We start from the raw sequence: 16271 nt of genomic DNA, 5'->3' as shown, positions 1-16271 counted from the left end.
TGCTACTTAAACGATGAGGTTGAATTTTTTCTGCCAAATCTCTCCCCCTCTTTGCTAAAGAGGGGGGAAGAGAGCGGAGTAATAAGTAGCATCACATTTCAGAATTCAGGAGATAACCATGGCAATTGCATTTATCTTCGACTGTGGTGCAACCAACCTTCGCACCATTGCTATTGATGATACAGGGAAGATTTTAAGTGCTCACCATCTACCCAATAACACTCAACCTGGGGTAGAAAATCCAGATTATCACATCTGGGCGATTGATGAAATTTGGGGCAAATTGCTCACCTGTGCTAAACAAACCTTAGCGGAATTAAGCCCAGAACAACGTCAGCAAATTGTGGGCATTTCTGTTACCACCTTTGGTGTGGATGGTGCGTTATTTGACAAACAGGGCAACCAACTTTATCCGATTATTTCGTGGAAATGTCCACGTACCTTGCCAATTATGACAAGCCTCGCAAATTACATTGATGTCGAAAAACTTTATCAACGTAATGGTGTAGGACATTACAGCTTTAATACCCTATTCAAACTGTTATGGCTTAAACAGCATCAACCTGAGGTTTATACCAAAGCAAATAGTTTTATGTTTATTTCATCTATCTTGACCTACCGTTTAACAGGCGTGCAAAGCACAGACCGCACAATGGCAGGAACTTCTATGATGACTTGTATTGAGCAAGATGCTTGGGACGACGAAGTATTGAATTTATTGGGCTTGAGCAAAGAGCATTTCCCACCAATGAAAAGTGCAGGTGAGGTCATTGGCGGATTAAAAGCGGATCTTGCTGTTGAGTTAGGCTTGAGTGCTGATATTCCCGTGATTTCTTGCGGACACGATACTCAATTTGCGATTTTTGGATCAGGAGCAGATTATAACCAACCTGTTTTAAGCTCGGGTACTTGGGAAATTTTGATGGCTCGTACCCAACAGGCAAAGCCAGAATGGCAATTTGCTCAACACGGTTTAACCATTGAATTTGATAGTCAAGCGGGTTGCTTCAATCCTGGTGTGCAATGGGTAGCTTCAGGCATTATGGAATGGCTCGGCAAACGCTTCTTTACTGAAGTGGCAGGTACGGATGCTTATTATCGTACGATGATTGATGAAGCTCGTGCCATTCCTGCGGGGGCAAATGGTGTAAAACTGATTGGGAATTTTGATGGTACAACCAATCAAATGGGATCAATCGTTGGGCTTTCAATGCATACCAAACGAGGAGAAATTTACCGTGCAGGTCTGGAATATATGGCTTACCGCCTAAAAGATGGCTTACAGCTCTTGCAAAAAGTAGGTAACTTCAATGCTGAAAGTTTAATTTGCGTAGGTGGTGGTTCGAAAAATGCACTTTGGAATCAAATCCGTGCCGATGTGCTGAATTGTCCCGTTGATGTGGTGGATTTCCCAGAAACCACGGTTTTAGGTGCAGCGATGTTTACTTTCTTCGGTGCGGGTAGATTTGGCTCACCGCTCGAAGCTCAACAAGCGATGCGACCAACTGTTACAAGGATTGAGCCGTCAGAAAACAGCCAGTATTACAAATAAATAATAAAAGGAGACATTCTATGTTAAAAGGCATCCACCCCGCAATTTCCCCAGAATTATTAAAAATTTTGGCTGAAATGGGACACGGGGACGAATTGGTCCTTTCAGATGCTCACTTTCCAGCACATCAATTACATCACAAAGTAATTCGTGCTGATGGTGTTGACATCCCAACTTTATTGCTTGGCATTACTCCGCTGTTTGAATTTGACCAATACGTTGAAGCACCATTAGCAATGATGCAAGCGGTAAAAGGAGATAACCTCGATCCAAGCGTAGAAGCTCGTTATTTAGAAGCTATCAAAAAAATTAACGGCACCGCACCAAAAGTAGAACGCGTCGAACGCTTTGCTTTTTATGAGCGTGCTAAAAAAACTTATGCCGTCGTAATCACAGGCGAAACTGCCAAATATGGCAATGTGATTATTAAGAAAGGCGTTACGCCTGTGGAATAACCCTACAAGCGGTTAAAAATCTTAGAAATTTTACTAATCTTACAATAAAAAGGTGAATCAAATGAACCGACTAGAACTTTCCGAAAAAATTATTCATACCTGTTTAGAAATGACTCGTCTTGGTTTAAACCAAGGCACAGCGGGCAATGTGAGCGTACGTTATAAAGACGGTATGCTCATTACGCCAACAGGTAAACCTTACGAACTCACTAAACCTGAAGACATCGTTTACGTAGATAAAAACGGTAAACACGAAGAGGGAAAATTACCTTCAAGTGAATGGCAATTCCATTTAGCGGTTTACCAAGCACGTCCTGAAGCGAATGCAGTTGTGCACAACCACGCTAAAAATTGTGCAGGGCTTTCTATTCTCGAAAAACCGATTCCGCCAATCCACTATATGATTGCTGTTGGTGGAACAGATCATATCCCTTGCGTGCCTTATGCTACTTTCGGTACACATCAATTGGCTGATTATGTGCGTGAAGGGATTAAAGAAAGCAAAGCGATTTTACTTGCTCACCACGGTTTAATTGCGTGTGAGTCTAACCTTGATAAAGCGTTATGGCTTGCTCACGAAGTAGAAGTGTTGGCAACGTGGTATTTGCAACTGTTATCGACAGGCTTAGATATTCCGCTACTCAGCAAAGAGCAAATGGCGGTTGTGCTTGAGAAATTTAAATCTTACGGATTACGTATTGAAGAATAATCCTAGCTGAAATCATACCCATTCAATATGAGGAAACATATTATGAGTGCTAAAGTTTTAGAAAAGAAATTCCTTGTTCCCTTCATCTTAATTACGAGCTTATTTGCCCTTTGGGGATTTGCGAATGATATTACCAACCCAATGGTTGCCGTATTCCAAACAGTAATGGAAATTCCAGCATCTGAAGCAGCACTTGTGCAATTTGCCTTCTATGGTGGTTACGGCACAATGGCAATCCCTGCCGCACTTTTTGCTAGCCGATATAGCTATAAAGCCGGCATTATGTTGGGGTTAGTACTCTATGCGATTGGTGCCTTCTTATTCTGGCCTGCCGCAAAATATGAAGTGTTCAATTTCTTCTTAATTTCACTTTATATCTTAACTTTCGGCTTGGCTTTCTTAGAAACCACAGCAAACCCTTATATTCTAGCTATGGGCGATCCACAAACTGCAACTCGTCGTTTGAACTTTGCACAATCTTTCAACCCACTGGGCTCAATTACAGGGATGTTTGTTGCCTCTCAATTAGTACTGACTAATTTAGAATCAGACAAACGCGATGCGGCAGGTAACTTAATTTTCCATACGCTTTCAGAAGCCGAAAAAATGGGGATTCGTACTCACGATTTAGCTGAAATCCGCGATCCTTATGTAGCACTAGGTTTTGTGGTAGTTGCCGTGCTTATCATCATCGGCCTTTATAAAATGCCAGCAGTAAAAGTAGAAGAAGGTGCTCGTATCTCATTTAAAGAATCTTTTGGTCGCTTAATTCAAAAAGCGAAATATCGTGAAGGTGTGATTGCACAAGTATTCTATGTAGGTGTGCAAATCATGTGCTGGACATTCATCGTACAATACGCTGAGCGTTTAGGCTTCACTAAAGCGGAAGGTCAAAACTTTAACATTATTGCGATGGGTATCTTCATTGTGAGTCGTTTTGTCAGCACCAGTTTAATGAAATATCTTAAAGCTGAATTTATGTTAATGCTCTTTGCTATCGGCGGATTCTTCAGCATCTTAGGTGTCATTTTCATCGACGGAGTATGGGGCTTATATTGCTTAATCTTAACTTCAGGCTTTATGTCTCTTATGTTCCCAACTATCTACGGCATCGCTTTAGATGGCTTGAAAGAAGAATCAACTTTAGGTGCAGCAGGTTTAGTCATGGCGATTGTGGGCGGTGCGTTAATGCCACCTCTACAAGGTATGATCATTGATCAAGGCGTTGTTATGGGCATCCCAGCTGTAAACTTCTCATTCATCTTACCACTTATCTGTTTTGTGATGATTTCAATCTACGGTTACAGATGCTGGAAAGTCTTAAAATAAATTGCTGATGGCATAGGATGTGCCATCTTCCCTTCTTCTTTAATTTGTAAAATCATGGAGTCTATTATGGCTAATCGAATCATTCTTAATGAAACCAGTTATCATGGTGCAGGCGCGATTGGACATCTTGTTGATGAAGTACGCAGTCGCCAATTCAAAAAAGCTTTTGTCGTAACTGACAAAGAATTAGTGAAATTCAACGTTGTCGAGAAAGTTACCCGCTTGTTAGATGAAGCAGGCTTACCTTACGAGATCTTTGATGAAGTCAAAGCCAATCCAAGCGTAGAGGTGATTAAGCAAGGCGTAGCAAAATTTAAAGCTAGCGGTGCGGATTACTTAATTGCTATTGGTGGCGGTTCACCAATTGATAGCTCAAAAGCGATTGGGATTATTATCGACAACCCTGAATTTAGTGACGTATTATCACTCGAAGGTGTAGCGCCAACACGTAATAAATGTGTACCGATTATCGCTATTCCAACTACCGCAGGGACTGCTGCTGAAGTGACGATTAACTACGTTATTACTGATGAAGAGAAAAAACGCAAATTCGTTTGTGTTGACGTGCATGATGTTCCCATCGTTGCATTAGTCGATCCAGAAATGATGAGCAGTATGCCAAAAGGTTTAACTGCAGCAACTGGTATGGATGCCTTAACTCACGCCATCGAAGGTTATACTACCAAAGCTGCTTGGGCATTAACCGATGCATTACACTTAGAAGCAATCCGCTTGATCTCTAGCTCCTTACGTGGTGCGGTAGCTAATACCAAAGAAGGCCGAGAAGGTATGGCACTTGGTCAATATGTTGCAGGTATGGGCTTCTCAAATGTGGGATTAGGTATTGTACATAGTATGGCTCACCCTCTTTCTGCCTACTACGACACACCACACGGCATTGCAAATGCGGTGTTATTACCTTATGTTTTAGCATTCAATGCACCAGCAACAGGTGAAAAATTCCGTGAAATTGCACGTGCAATGGGCGTTAAAGGCGTTGATAACATGAGCCAAGAAGAGTATCGTCAAGCTGCTATTGATGCAGTAAAACAACTCTCTCATGATGTTGGCATTCCTGAAAAATTACATATGATTGGTGTGAAAGAGGAAGATTTAGTATCCCTTTCTCAAGATGCACTGAAAGATGTATGCACAGGCGGCAATCCGCGTGATTGTACCGCAGAAGAGATCCTAGAAATCTACAAAACTGCCTTTTAAGTAGAACTATAATAAAAACTTAACTCCGTATTGCCCGATTATTTGTCGTGTTTGAATAATCGGGCTTTTTTGTGGGTAGTTACTTAATTTGGCTACCAATCACGCCACCTAAAGCAGCGCCACCTAAGGTTGCACCTGTTGATTCGCCAATGACGTGTCCTGCAACACCACCAATTGCCGCACCAATCGCTGTGTTGCGTTGTTGTTTATTTAGGTTGCCACAAGCAGCAATGCCTATCACTAAACTTAACACAAACATTTTAGAGATTAATTTCATTTTTTATTCCTTATCAATCTGCGTGAAATTACGCATTCATTAAGATGAGCAACCGATAAATAAGTTCTTAAAAAGCACAAATTTCTGAGAAAGTTTGTATAAACTTCCAGTCTTCTTTATAATTCCACTCTATCAAGCGGTTATTTTTAACAACATTTTTGCAATGAATACTCAACTTTTAGATGGCGTGCCACTCACCAGCCTGTCAGGTGTAGGAGCGGCGATTGCCGAGAAACTTAGCCGAATTGGCATTCAAAACGTGCAGGATCTGCTGTTTCATTTGCCGATGCGTTATGAAGATCGCACGCGGATCACGCCCATTTCAGACGTTCGCCCTGAAAGTTTTGCCACCATTGAAGGCTACGTGCAGCACACCGAAGTGCAATTTGGGCGTCGCCCGATTTTATCGGTCACGCTTTCCGATGGCACGAGCAAAATTATGCTTAAGTTCTTCAACTTCAATGCAGGAATGAAAAACAGCCTTGCCACAGGCGTGCGGGTGAAAGCCTTTGGTGAGATTAAACGCGGGCGTTATATGGCGGAGATTTATCACCCCGAATATCAAATTATCCGCAATAATCAACCGCTTGCATTGGCGGAAACACTCACACCAATTTACTCCACCACCGAAGGATTGAAACAGGCTTCACTGCGTAAAATGACCGAACAAGCCTTGGTGGTGTTGCAGAATGTGCAAGTCGCTGAGCTTTTGCCTGAGCAATATAACCCGCATCAATATAGCTTGAAAGAAGCATTGGCGTTGCTGCATCGCCCACCACCGAGCGTGTCGGCTGAGGTATTAGAAAAAGGCGAACATCCTGCTCAGAAGCGGTTGATTTTTGAGGAACTTTTGGCACACAACCTTGCGATGCAACAGCTTCGCTTAGGCGTAAAACAGCAATATGCCGAGCCGCTAAGCTACAAAACGGATTTGAAACAACGCTTTTTAGCGAGTCTACCTTTCCAACCAACCAACGCCCAAAAACGCGTTACCGAAGACATTGAGCGCGATTTGGCTCAACCGTCGCCAATGATGCGCTTGGTGCAAGGTGATGTAGGCTCGGGAAAAACCTTAGTTGCAGCACTTGCCGCACTCACTGCCATTGATAACAGCAAACAAGTAGCGTTGATGGCACCAACTGAAATTCTGGCTGAACAACACGCCAATAATTTCGCCAATTGGCTTCGTCCGTTTGGGATTGAAGTTGGCTGGCTGGCTGGCAAAGTGAAAGGCAAAGCGAGAAATGCTCAGTTGGAAGCGATCAAAAATGGTGATGTACAGATGATTATTGGCACGCATGCCCTGTTTCAAGAGAGCGTGGAATTTCACGACTTGGCGTTGATTATTATCGACGAGCAACACCGTTTTGGGGTGCATCAACGTTTGACGTTACGTGAAAAAGGTGCAAAAACTGATCACTATCCACATCAACTGATTATGACCGCAACGCCAATTCCACGAACGCTAGCGATGACAGTTTATGCTGATTTAGATACTTCAATTATCGATGAATTGCCACCTGGGCGAACGCCTATTAAGACGGTGGTTATTTCAGAAGATCGCCGCCCTGAAATTGTGCAACGTGTTTATCAAGCCTGCAAAAATGAGAAACGCCAAGCCTATTGGGTTTGCACGCTTATTGATGAATCAGAAGTGCTGGAAGCCCAAGCCGCGGCAGCCATTGCCGAAGATTTACAGCGTGCCTTGCCTGATTTGCGGATTGGTTTGGTACATGGGCGAATGAAACCACAAGAAAAACAAGAAATAATGTCGGAATTTAAAGCTGCAAACATTGATTTGTTGGTAGCAACTACAGTGATTGAGGTGGGTGTAGATGTGCCAAATGCGAGCTTAATGATTATAGAAAATTCAGAACGCCTAGGATTAGCACAACTTCACCAACTGCGTGGACGGGTTGGACGTGGAGCAACCGCTTCGCACTGTGTGCTGATGTATAAACCACCGCTAGGCAAAATTTCCAGCAAACGCCTGCAAGTGATGAGAGATAGTCAAGACGGCTTTTACATTGCAGAGAAAGATTTGGAAATTCGTGGAACAGGCGAAATTCTCGGTACGAAACAAACTGGTTCGGCGGAATTTAAGGTGGCAAATTTAATGCGTGATCGCAAAATGATTCCGCTCGTCCAACGCTACGCCAAGCAAATTATTGTGGAAAATTCACCGCTTGCAGAGGCGTTGATTAGACGCTGGTTGAATGAAAAGGCGGAGTATACGAATGCGTAGGTAGAATAAAAAATCCTTCTTTTGGAGTGCAGATCATGCATATCATTGTTAAAAAGAGGGATTTTTTTAGTATGTTCTTACGCTTGGTGGCTCGTAGCTTTCAATAAACGTTTCAATCTCTGCCAAATCATTACTAAATAAAATCTTGTCGCGATCTGGTTGCGTTAAGAAACCATCTTGCACCATTCTGTCGTAAAAATCACGTAAATTATCAAAATAGCCGTTTTCATTAAAGAGAATGCACGGATTTGGATTTTGCCCAATTCTTGCCCAAGAAATCACTTCGGAAATTTCTTCTAACGTGCCTGGTCCACCTGGTAAGGCGATAAAGGCGTTGGCAAGATCAAACATTCGTTTTTTACGTTCGGTCATTGATTGAACGACAACTAATTCAGTTAAATTCGGATGAGCAAGTTCACGTTCTTTTAAAAACTCAGGAATAATGCCAATCACCTTGCCACCTTGAGCTAACACACTATCGGCAACCAGCCCCATTAAACCAGCTGCCACGCCACCATAAACGAGTTGATGCTGTTTTTCTGCAATCCATTTGCTGAGTTTTTGGCTGGCTTGTTGGTACACTTCATTATTGCCAAGACTAGCACCACAATAGACGGTAATATTCATAACACTTCCTTTGTATTAGGTGGGATTTGCAAATTTGAGGTAATAAAAAACCGCTTGTTATAAAACAAGCGGTTAGAATTTAATGGCGGAGGAAGTGAGATTCGAACTCACGGAGGGCGTAAACCCTCGCCGGTTTTCAAGACCGGTGCCTTCAACCACTCGACCATTCCTCCGTTGAAAACGAGCAGAATAATATCGGTTTATCAGCAGGTGGTCAAGCAAAAGTTTGACTGAAAATCTTAAGTGGCTATTTTCTAATCAACCAAATGCCGCTTTCAATGTGATGCGTGTAAGGGAATTGGTCGAACAGTGCTGCACGTTCAATTTTATGCGTTTGCGAAAGCTGTTTTAGGTTATCTGCCAGCGTTTCTGGATTACATGAGATGTATAAAATTCGCTCATAGGCTTGCACCATATCAAGTGTAGCTTGATCTAAGCCTGCACGTGGTGGATCGACAAAAATCGTGTTGCATTCATAGCTTTTCAAATCAATGCCTTTCAAGCGGTTAAATTCCCGCATGCCATTTATCGCTTGGGTAAACTCTTCAGCAGACATTCGAATAATCTGCAAATTATCCACACCATTTTTTTCGATGTTGTATTGTGCTGATTGCACTGAAGATTTTGAGATTTCGGTCGCCAGCACTTTGCGGAAATTGTCGGCTAACGCAATCGAGAAGTTGCCGTTGCCGCAGTAAAGTTCCAGCAAATCGCCCGTGCTGTTTTTGGTGCAATTTCTCGCCCATTCGAGCATTTTAATATTCATTTCGGCATTCGGTTGGGTGAAGCTGTTTTCCACTTGGCGATAAACATAATTTTTGCCTGCGAGCGGTAAAATTTCCTCGACAAAATCACAATCTAACGCGATTTTTTGCTTAGTTGCACGCCCGATGATTTGCACCTTAAAGCCTTGATTTTCTAAGCGAGTTTTTAAGGTTTTCGCCTGTTCAATCCATGCCTCATCGAGCTTTTTATGATAGAGCAGTGAAACAGCGATTTCGCCGCTTAATGTGCTTAAATAATCAACTTGGAACAGTTTACGAGTTAAGATTTCATTATCAAGAATTTCAGCCAGCAAAGCTTGCATCATACGGTTGATCAGTTCATTCGCAATAGGGAAGCTATCTACGCGATAACGCTGTTTGGTTGTTTGATCAAACATAATATGATAGAGCTCATTTTCGCCTTGCTCGTTCTTATCGTGCCAAACGCGAAATTCAGCCCGCATACGGAAATGACTGGGTTTTGAGGCAAAAACGTCTAACTCAGGCGCATTGAATGGTGCAAGTAAAGCGGTTAAATTTTCGGTTTTTTTTGCAAGAAGTTCGGAATATTGTTCGATAGGTAATGTCATGGTTTTCTTCAGATAAAAAACAAGGTGCAAAAATGCACCCTATCTATAAAAAAATATTAGCGAATGGCTTATTCTGCCGCACTAAAATCGTCACCAGCATCGCTGCCTGCGTTGCCAGAAAGCGTGTAGATGCGTTTCGATTTGGTTGTTAATGAACGATATTTTAACCACGCTTTTTCGATGATGCTTTCTGCGATTTCATCACCTTTCATCACGGCAACAAAACGTTCTTCTTCCGCCGTTGTTGCTTTACGTTCGCCACTTTCTAATGCTAAACATGCTTGACCATATTGCTCTAAAATTTGAGCTTCGCGGATGGTGTAGTCACCGTGGCGAGCAAAACCACGCGGGTAGTTTTTATCATCAAAGTAACGACGGGTTACGCTAAAACTTTCTGCCATAATATGCCTCTTTATAATATGCAAATTTGCTGTGGGAAAATAAAAAATCAATTGTGCATTAAAGCAAGGAATAAAAATAAGGTCAAGGATTTATGCATGCAAGCGGTCGTTTTCTTGCAAAAATTTACCTATAATGGGAGCTTCTGTGATTTTGATAAAAGGACTTTTATTTAAAAATGAAACCCTACATTAGGCTTTTCTTTCGTGTTTTTTTCAAGCGAATAGGGCAAAACCAAATTCCGGTCACTGCAGGCTATTTGACCTACAACACAATGCTTGCTACTGTGCCATTGATTATGGTGATTTTCTCCGTGTTTACCATTTTTCCGTTTTTTGAGGAAGCTACGGGGCAAATTAAAGCACTCATTTACGATAATTTCGCCCCAAGTGCAGGCGATTTAGTGCAAGAATATTTGGAAAGTTTTGTCGCGAATTCCCGCAAAATGGGGATCGTCAGCACGCTCGGTTTGGTTGTTGTTGCGTTGATGTTGATCCATAACATCGATAAAGCACTTAACAGTTTGTGGCACGAAACCCGTAAGCGGTCAATTTTGCTCTCATTTTTGCTCTACGCCTTGTTACTGGTGTTCGCACCGCTCCTCACTGGGATGAGTATTGCGATTAGCTCTTATATTATGTCTCTGCGAATGTTTAGCGATTTGGAGGTGTTTTCGCTCAGCAATTATCTGCTAAATTATGTGCCGTTTTTGCTCACGTGGCTGCTATTTAGCTTGATTTATTGGTTGGTGCCGAATACCAAGGTAAAATGGCATCATGCCTTGATTGGGGCGTTATTAGCAGGGATTTTCTTTACGCTCGGTAAACAGGTTTTTATTTGGTACATTACTACTTTCCCTTCTTATCAAGCGATTTATGGTGCATTGGCAACCCTGCCAATTACTTTATTGTGGATTCATCTAAGCTGGCAGGTGGTACTCTTTGGTGGGCAATTTGCCGCTGTGTTAAAAGATGTTGAGTTGATTCAAAAAGGAGAGTTAACTTTATGATTGCGTTAATTCAGCGAGTGAAATGGGCAAAAGTGGAAGTAGAAAACCAAACGATAGGCGAAATTGCCCATGGGTTGTTGGTGCTATTAGGTGTAGAACAAGGCGATACGCAAGAAAAATCTGATCGCTTATTGGAGAAAGTGCTGAATTACCGCATCTTTTCCGATGAACAAGGCAAAATGAATTTTAACGTGCAGCAAGCGGGCGGAAGCCTGCTAGTGGTTTCACAGTTCACGCTGGCTGCCGACACCCAAAAAGGCTTACGCCCAAGTTTTTCCAAAGGCGGAAGCCCGCAAGTGGCGAACGAGCTTTACACTTACTTCCATCAGCAAGCAGCGAAAAAAATTCACACCCAAACAGGGCAATTTGCGGCAGATATGCAAGTCTCATTACAAAATGACGGACCAGTGACTTTTTGGTTGCAGGTTTAGCGATTTATTTGTGGAAAAAAACGCCTTTCTATGTTAAAACTAGGGAGCTTTTTTCGTTAAATTTTTAACAATTTTATTTACAAGGAACACAACAATGTCTTTACAAGCAATTATTGAAGCGGCATTCGAACGTCGTGCAGAAATCACTCCAAAAACTGTGGATGCAGCAACACGCACAGCAATTGAAGAGGTGATCGAAGGGTTAGACAACGGCACTTACCGCGTGGCGGAAAAAATTGACGGCGAATGGGTTACGCATCAATGGTTAAAAAAAGCGGTTTTACTTTCATTCCGTATTAACGACAACCAAATCATTGACGGTGCAGAAACCAAATACTACGACAAAGTGGGCTTAAAATTTGCAGATTACACAGAAGAACGCTTCGCACAAGAAGGCTTCCGTGTCGTGCCTTCTGCAACCGTGCGTAAAGGGGCATACATTTCTAAAAACTGTGTGTTAATGCCATCTTATGTGAACATCGGTGCTTACGTTGGCGAAGGCACAATGGTGGACACTTGGGCAACCGTAGGTTCTTGTGCACAAATCGGTAAAAACGTTCACTTATCAGGCGGCGTGGGCATCGGTGGCGTATTAGAGCCATTACAAGCAAACCCAACCATCATCGGCGACAACTGCTTTATCGGTGCACGTTCTGAAGTGGTTGAAGGTGTGATCGTAGAAGACGGCTGTGTAATCTCAATGGGCGTATTCATCGGTCAATCAACCCGTATTTATGACCGCGAAACAGGCGAAATTCACTACGGTCGTGTACCAGCTGGTTCTGTGGTAGTGTCTGGTAGCCTACCATCAAAATGTGGTAAATACAGCCTTTACTGTGCAGTAATTGTGAAAAAAGTAGATGCAAAAACTTTAGGTAAAGTGGGCATCAACGAATTACTTCGTACGATTGAAGAATAATTTTTAAATATAGGGAGTGTGAACCCTTGGTTCACGCACGTAAGCGGTCTATTTTCATAAGAAAAGGCAAAACGTGCGTGGGTTTTTCAAATCACACCCCTATTCTAGTGCAACATTGGAGGCACTATGACCACCTACAATCTACGCTTAAAAGCTAAAAACGAACTTACCCCTCACCCCACCGCCCAATACTGGCGAAAATGCCAAGTTGAAGAACTTTTCGATTTACCTTTTATGGATTTAGTCTTCCGAGCGGCAAGCGTTCACCGTGAACATTTCAACCCTAATGCCATTCAACTTTCTACTTTGCTTTCCATCAAAACAGGTGGCTGTGCGGAAGATTGCGAATACTGCCCGCAGTCCGCTCGTTACGACACAGGTGTGGAAAAGCAAACGATGCTTGACGTGGAATATATTGTTGAAAAAGCCAAAATCGCCAAATCCCGTGGTGCAAGCCGTTTCTGTATGGGAGCAGCGTGGCGAGGACCGAAACCGAAAGATATTGAAACCGTCTCAAACATCATTCATGCAGTGAAATCTCTTGGTTTAGAAACCTGTGGTACTTTCGGTATGTTGGAAGAGGGAATGGCGGAAGATTTAAAAGACGCGGGCTTGGATTACTACAATCATAACCTCGATACTGATCCAGAACGCTACAATAAAATTATCCACACCCGTTCTCATGATGACCGAATGGACACACTCGGCAAGGTGCGTCATGCAGGCTTGAAAATCTGCTGCGGGGGCATTGTGGGAATGAACGAAACCCGTGCTGAACGTGCAGGCTTAATCGCTAGCCTTGCGAACCTCGACCCGCAGCCTGAAAGCGTGCCGATTAACCAATTAGTGAAAGTGGCAGGCACACCGCTGGAAAATGCGGAAGATTTGGACTGGACTGAGTTTGTTCGCACCATCGCTGTTGCACGTATTACAATGCCAAACAGCTACGTTCGCCTTTCTGCAGGCAGAAGCAATATGCCAGAATCAATGCAAGCCCTTTGCTTTATGGCGGGCGCGAACTCGATTTTCTACGGTGACAAATTGCTCACCACCGAAAACCCAGAAGAAGATGGCGACCGCTTGTTAATGGAAAAATTGAACTTGTATCCGTTGGCGTATGAGGCAGAAAATTAAATGAAAAAAATCCTTTTATTAAATGGCCCAAACCTGAATATGCTTGGTAAACGCGAGCCTCAGATTTACGGCTCACAAACCCTTGCAGATATTGAAACGCACCTTCAAACTGAAGCTCAAAAGCGGGGCTACCAGCTTGATTATTTCCAAGCCAATGGCGAAGAGCCGTTGCTTAACCGTATTCATCAAGCCTTTGGCAACGTGGATTTTATTATCATCAACCCTGCAGCATTTACCCACACCAGTGTTGCCTTACGCGATGCATTGTTGGCGGTCGCTATTCCTTTTGTGGAAGTGCATCTCTCCAACGTCCACGCCCGCGAACCTTTTCGCCATCACTCTTATTTAAGTGATCTTGCCAAAGGTGTGATTTGTGGTTTAGGTGCAAAAGGGTATGATTACGCTCTTGATTTTGCGATTTCTCAACTGGAAAAATAAGAAAAATGAGCATTAAATACGAGAAACTCATCGTGCTATGCAACGGGCTATCGCGTTTGCTTGGCAATATTGTCAAAATTTTGGGTTACCCATTTCACGCCCTTTTTCCGAAAAAACGCTTTACGATTCCTGAATTTAGCCCTGCAAAACTCAGCTCAAATCGCAAGGATAAAATCAACCGCACCATTTGGCAAACAAACTATTCCAACAAAGTCACGTTGCCGATGTATTGCAACTATCTCTTCAATCGCTTGATGTCGTTGAGCTACGATTATCGGTATGTCAGCACTGAAGAACGCGAAGAATATCTGAAAACCCACGCAGAGCCGCGTGTGTTTGAGGCTTACAGCCAACTGACCGATGGTGCTGCCCAAGCGGATTTTTGGCGTGTCTTTACCCTATGGCGTGAAGGTGGGATTTACATCGACATCGACGGGCATTTGGTTTTCCCACTTTCGCAAATCATCCGCGAAAACGACAGCGAAGTGCTGATTAAACGCCGTGATAAATATACCAACTTCTTTCTTGCGTGCGAAGCAGGACATCCGATCATGAAAGCGACGCTCGATCGCATTGTGGATAATATCGAAAACCGTCGCATTGATGGTGGTGTATTTGTGATGACAGGACCCGACACCTTAAATGCTGCGATTGGGAATCAAATCGTGAACACTCGCCGTGATAAAATCACTTGCACACAAGGCACATTCACCAACGAGCATTTCCAATATATCGACAAGCCGCGTAGTAAGTGGAATTACAAAAAGAATGAGGAACTATTGAAATAGGTGTAGAATAGCCCCGATTTTGACCTTTTAAGCGGTCGTTTTTCGCAAATTTTTTGCAAAAACGACCGCTTGTATTTTTGTGATTTAAACTTTTAGGACTTTGTGTGAAAAAACAACCCTCTCTTTTAGGTGGTGCGAGTATTATCACGGGTGTGTGCGTGGGTGCTGGAATGTTGGGCTTGCCAATGTCGGGAGCAGGGGCTTGGACTGGCTGGACGCTCGCGGCTATTACGTTTACGATGATCACGATGACACTCTCTGGCTGGCTATTGTTAGAAGTGTATCAAGACCACCCCATTCGTGCCTCTTTTAACACCGTAACCCAAGCAGTGCTAGGCAAGCATATTAACATTATCAACAATCTTGCCGTTTATTTTGTGGGCGGTATTTTACTTTATGCCTACATCACCGCTTCAGGTGAGATTCTACAGAATTTAGCCAAGCCTTACCTTGATTTGGGTGATGCAAGCGGTCGAATTTGGTCGGTGATTTTCGTTGCGATTTTCTCCTTTTTCGTTTGGCATTCTACTCGCCTAGTTGATCGTATCTCAGTGGTGCTGATTGCCTTTATGGCGATTTCATTCTGCTTGAGCATTTCAGGGCTGATTAGCCATATCGACTTGAACACATTGTGGGATTTATCGAACGAGAGTGGAGGATATGCCAAATATAGTCTTGCGGTGTTGCCGATTGCATTAACTTCGTTTGGCTATCATCACTCAGTTTCTTCAATGCGTGCTTATTATGGTGAGGAACGTAAGGCAAAATGGGCGATTATGGGGGGGACTTTTATTGCACTGGTACTTTATTTGCTCTGGGTCATCAGCATTTTTGGCGTATTACCGCGTGAGAATTTCGCCCCAATTTTAGCAAGTAATGGCGATTTAGGCGTGCTGTTGCAACACATTGGCGAGCAGATCGAAGTTGGGCAAATTTCGCAAACCTTGCACGCTTTTTCGATTGCGGCGATTTTATCTTCATTTATCGGCGTTGGGCTTGGTACCTTCGATTTCTTAGCGGATTTCTTTGGTTTTGCTGATGATAAAGTGGGAAGAAGCAAATCTTGGGCGGTTACCTTTTTACCACCGCTGATTTTCTCGCTCATTTCACCGCTCGGATTTTTAAAAGCAATTGGTTATGCAGGGGCAATTGCAACACTTTGGACGTGCATTATTCCTGCTTGGTTGGCTTACAAAACGAAAAAAGGCAATCAAGCGGTCGTTTTTTTAGTCTTTATTTTTGGTGTTTGCACTGCGATTTTCCACTTGTTGGCAATGGCGGATCGCTTACCAATGTTTAAAGGATAACATTGTATGTGTTTGCTTTTGCAAAGTATGCCATTTTCAAGGATAATACGCCCATTTTTTAACACAATTTGAACGAATAA

The 16271-nt window shown here is 42.9% G+C and carries 17 protein-coding genes and 1 tRNA gene; 13 read left to right on the top strand and 5 right to left on the bottom strand.

Going from position 1 to position 16271, the window contains the following annotated elements; genetic code table 11:
• The first annotated feature begins 118 nt into the window (after positions 1 to 118).
• The 5 genes from fucK (at position 119) to fucO (ending at position 5263) form a co-directional block, all read left to right on the top strand.
• The gene (gene fucK, locus QMF79_RS06310; RefSeq protein ID WP_281773161.1) at positions 119 to 1552 is read left to right on the top strand and encodes an L-fuculokinase; all 1434 of its coding nucleotides are present in this window, start codon (positions 119 to 121) and stop codon (positions 1550 to 1552) included.
• Between the two features lie 20 nt (positions 1553 to 1572).
• Positions 1573 to 2007 carry an L-fucose mutarotase gene (gene fucU, locus QMF79_RS06305; protein ID WP_281773160.1) on the top strand — a complete coding sequence of 145 codons (435 nt, stop codon included), beginning with the start codon at positions 1573 to 1575 and terminating at the stop codon, positions 2005 to 2007.
• Positions 2008 to 2068: 61 nt separating this feature from the next.
• Positions 2069 to 2716, top strand: coding sequence for an L-fuculose-phosphate aldolase (gene fucA, locus QMF79_RS06300; RefSeq protein ID WP_281773159.1), 648 nt, complete (start codon positions 2069 to 2071; stop codon positions 2714 to 2716).
• A 42-nt stretch (positions 2717 to 2758) separates the two neighbouring features.
• Entirely contained in the window at positions 2759 to 4045 is a 1287-nt protein-coding gene (gene fucP, locus QMF79_RS06295) for an L-fucose:H+ symporter permease (protein ID WP_281773158.1), read from the top strand.
• Between the two features lie 66 nt (positions 4046 to 4111).
• Positions 4112 to 5263 (top strand): lactaldehyde reductase, encoded by a 1152-nt coding sequence (gene fucO, locus QMF79_RS06290; protein ID WP_281773157.1) that lies wholly within the window; start codon positions 4112 to 4114, stop codon positions 5261 to 5263.
• A gap of 79 nt (positions 5264 to 5342) precedes the next feature.
• On the opposite strand, the gene QMF79_RS06285 is transcribed toward fucO, so the two are convergent.
• Positions 5343 to 5522: a glycine zipper 2TM domain-containing protein gene (locus tag QMF79_RS06285; RefSeq protein ID WP_374057555.1), complete on the bottom strand. Its 180-nt coding sequence runs from the start codon at positions 5520 to 5522 to the stop codon at positions 5343 to 5345.
• 181 nt (positions 5523 to 5703) lie between these two features.
• On the opposite strand from QMF79_RS06285, the gene recG reads away from it, so the two are divergent.
• Complete coding sequence (gene recG / locus QMF79_RS06280) at positions 5704 to 7785, top strand: ATP-dependent DNA helicase RecG (RefSeq protein WP_281773156.1); 2082 nt, start codon at positions 5704 to 5706, stop codon at positions 7783 to 7785.
• A gap of 66 nt (positions 7786 to 7851) precedes the next feature.
• On the opposite strand, the gene QMF79_RS06275 is transcribed toward recG, so the two are convergent.
• From QMF79_RS06275 to QMF79_RS06260, 4 genes are all read right to left on the bottom strand, one after another.
• A complete protein-coding gene (locus tag QMF79_RS06275; protein WP_281773155.1) occupies positions 7852 to 8412 on the bottom strand; it encodes a TIGR00730 family Rossman fold protein in 561 nt (186 codons plus the stop codon).
• Between the two features lie 83 nt (positions 8413 to 8495).
• A tRNA-Ser gene (locus QMF79_RS06270) sits at positions 8496 to 8585 on the bottom strand.
• A gap of 74 nt (positions 8586 to 8659) precedes the next feature.
• Complete coding sequence (gene trmA, locus QMF79_RS06265) at positions 8660 to 9766, bottom strand: tRNA (uridine(54)-C5)-methyltransferase TrmA (protein ID WP_281773154.1); 1107 nt, start codon at positions 9764 to 9766, stop codon at positions 8660 to 8662.
• A gap of 68 nt (positions 9767 to 9834) precedes the next feature.
• Positions 9835 to 10167, bottom strand: a complete 333-nt coding sequence (locus QMF79_RS06260) for a DUF413 domain-containing protein (RefSeq protein WP_281773153.1) — start codon at positions 10165 to 10167, stop codon at positions 9835 to 9837.
• Positions 10168 to 10343: 176 nt separating this feature from the next.
• Here QMF79_RS06260 and QMF79_RS06255 point away from each other — a divergent pair, with 176 nt between their 5' ends.
• From QMF79_RS06255 to QMF79_RS06225, 7 genes are all read left to right on the top strand, one after another.
• Positions 10344 to 11174: a virulence factor BrkB family protein gene (locus QMF79_RS06255; protein ID WP_281773152.1), complete on the top strand. Its 831-nt coding sequence runs from the start codon at positions 10344 to 10346 to the stop codon at positions 11172 to 11174.
• Positions 11171 to 11605 (top strand): D-aminoacyl-tRNA deacylase, encoded by a 435-nt coding sequence (dtd, locus tag QMF79_RS06250; RefSeq protein WP_281773151.1) that lies wholly within the window; start codon positions 11171 to 11173, stop codon positions 11603 to 11605. The genes QMF79_RS06255 and dtd overlap by 4 nt, the downstream gene beginning before the upstream one ends.
• 94 nt (positions 11606 to 11699) lie before the next feature.
• Positions 11700 to 12524, top strand: coding sequence for a 2,3,4,5-tetrahydropyridine-2,6-dicarboxylate N-succinyltransferase (dapD, locus tag QMF79_RS06245; protein WP_281773150.1), 825 nt, complete (start codon positions 11700 to 11702; stop codon positions 12522 to 12524).
• Between the two features lie 126 nt (positions 12525 to 12650).
• A complete protein-coding gene (gene bioB, locus QMF79_RS06240; RefSeq protein ID WP_281773149.1) occupies positions 12651 to 13658 on the top strand; it encodes a biotin synthase BioB in 1008 nt (335 codons plus the stop codon).
• Positions 13659 to 14096 (top strand): type II 3-dehydroquinate dehydratase, encoded by a 438-nt coding sequence (gene aroQ, locus QMF79_RS06235; RefSeq protein ID WP_281773148.1) that lies wholly within the window; start codon positions 13659 to 13661, stop codon positions 14094 to 14096.
• 5 nt (positions 14097 to 14101) lie between these two features.
• Positions 14102 to 14884 (top strand): glycosyltransferase, encoded by a 783-nt coding sequence (locus tag QMF79_RS06230; RefSeq protein WP_040218236.1) that lies wholly within the window; start codon positions 14102 to 14104, stop codon positions 14882 to 14884.
• Between the two features lie 104 nt (positions 14885 to 14988).
• Positions 14989 to 16191 (top strand): aromatic amino acid transporter, encoded by a 1203-nt coding sequence (locus QMF79_RS06225; RefSeq protein ID WP_281773147.1) that lies wholly within the window; start codon positions 14989 to 14991, stop codon positions 16189 to 16191.
• The last annotated feature ends 80 nt before the right edge of the window (positions 16192 to 16271 follow it).

The organism is Pseudohaemophilus parahaemolyticus (assembly GCF_938021905.1).
Taxonomy (GTDB): Bacteria; Pseudomonadota; Gammaproteobacteria; order Enterobacterales; family Pasteurellaceae; genus Haemophilus_A; species Haemophilus_A parahaemolyticus_B.
Note: the sequence above shows the minus strand (reverse complement) of the source record. Positions and strands in the feature narration are given on the sequence as shown.

Coding starts and splice junctions, on each gene's coding strand:
- fucK (WP_281773161.1), top strand. CDS start 119: ATGGCAATTGCATTTATCTTCGACTGTGGTGCAACCAACCTTCGCACC.
- fucU (WP_281773160.1), top strand. CDS start 1,573: ATGTTAAAAGGCATCCACCCCGCAATTTCCCCAGAATTATTAAAAATT.
- fucA (WP_281773159.1), top strand. CDS start 2,069: ATGAACCGACTAGAACTTTCCGAAAAAATTATTCATACCTGTTTAGAA.
- fucP (WP_281773158.1), top strand. CDS start 2,759: ATGAGTGCTAAAGTTTTAGAAAAGAAATTCCTTGTTCCCTTCATCTTA.
- fucO (WP_281773157.1), top strand. CDS start 4,112: ATGGCTAATCGAATCATTCTTAATGAAACCAGTTATCATGGTGCAGGC.
- QMF79_RS06285 (WP_374057555.1), bottom strand. CDS start 5,522: ATGTTTGTGTTAAGTTTAGTGATAGGCATTGCTGCTTGTGGCAACCTA.
- recG (WP_281773156.1), top strand. CDS start 5,704: ATGAATACTCAACTTTTAGATGGCGTGCCACTCACCAGCCTGTCAGGT.
- QMF79_RS06275 (WP_281773155.1), bottom strand. CDS start 8,412: ATGAATATTACCGTCTATTGTGGTGCTAGTCTTGGCAATAATGAAGTG.
- trmA (WP_281773154.1), bottom strand. CDS start 9,766: ATGACATTACCTATCGAACAATATTCCGAACTTCTTGCAAAAAAAACC.
- QMF79_RS06260 (WP_281773153.1), bottom strand. CDS start 10,167: ATGGCAGAAAGTTTTAGCGTAACCCGTCGTTACTTTGATGATAAAAAC.
- QMF79_RS06255 (WP_281773152.1), top strand. CDS start 10,344: ATGAAACCCTACATTAGGCTTTTCTTTCGTGTTTTTTTCAAGCGAATA.
- dtd (WP_281773151.1), top strand. CDS start 11,171: ATGATTGCGTTAATTCAGCGAGTGAAATGGGCAAAAGTGGAAGTAGAA.
- dapD (WP_281773150.1), top strand. CDS start 11,700: ATGTCTTTACAAGCAATTATTGAAGCGGCATTCGAACGTCGTGCAGAA.
- bioB (WP_281773149.1), top strand. CDS start 12,651: ATGACCACCTACAATCTACGCTTAAAAGCTAAAAACGAACTTACCCCT.
- aroQ (WP_281773148.1), top strand. CDS start 13,659: ATGAAAAAAATCCTTTTATTAAATGGCCCAAACCTGAATATGCTTGGT.
- QMF79_RS06230 (WP_040218236.1), top strand. CDS start 14,102: ATGAGCATTAAATACGAGAAACTCATCGTGCTATGCAACGGGCTATCG.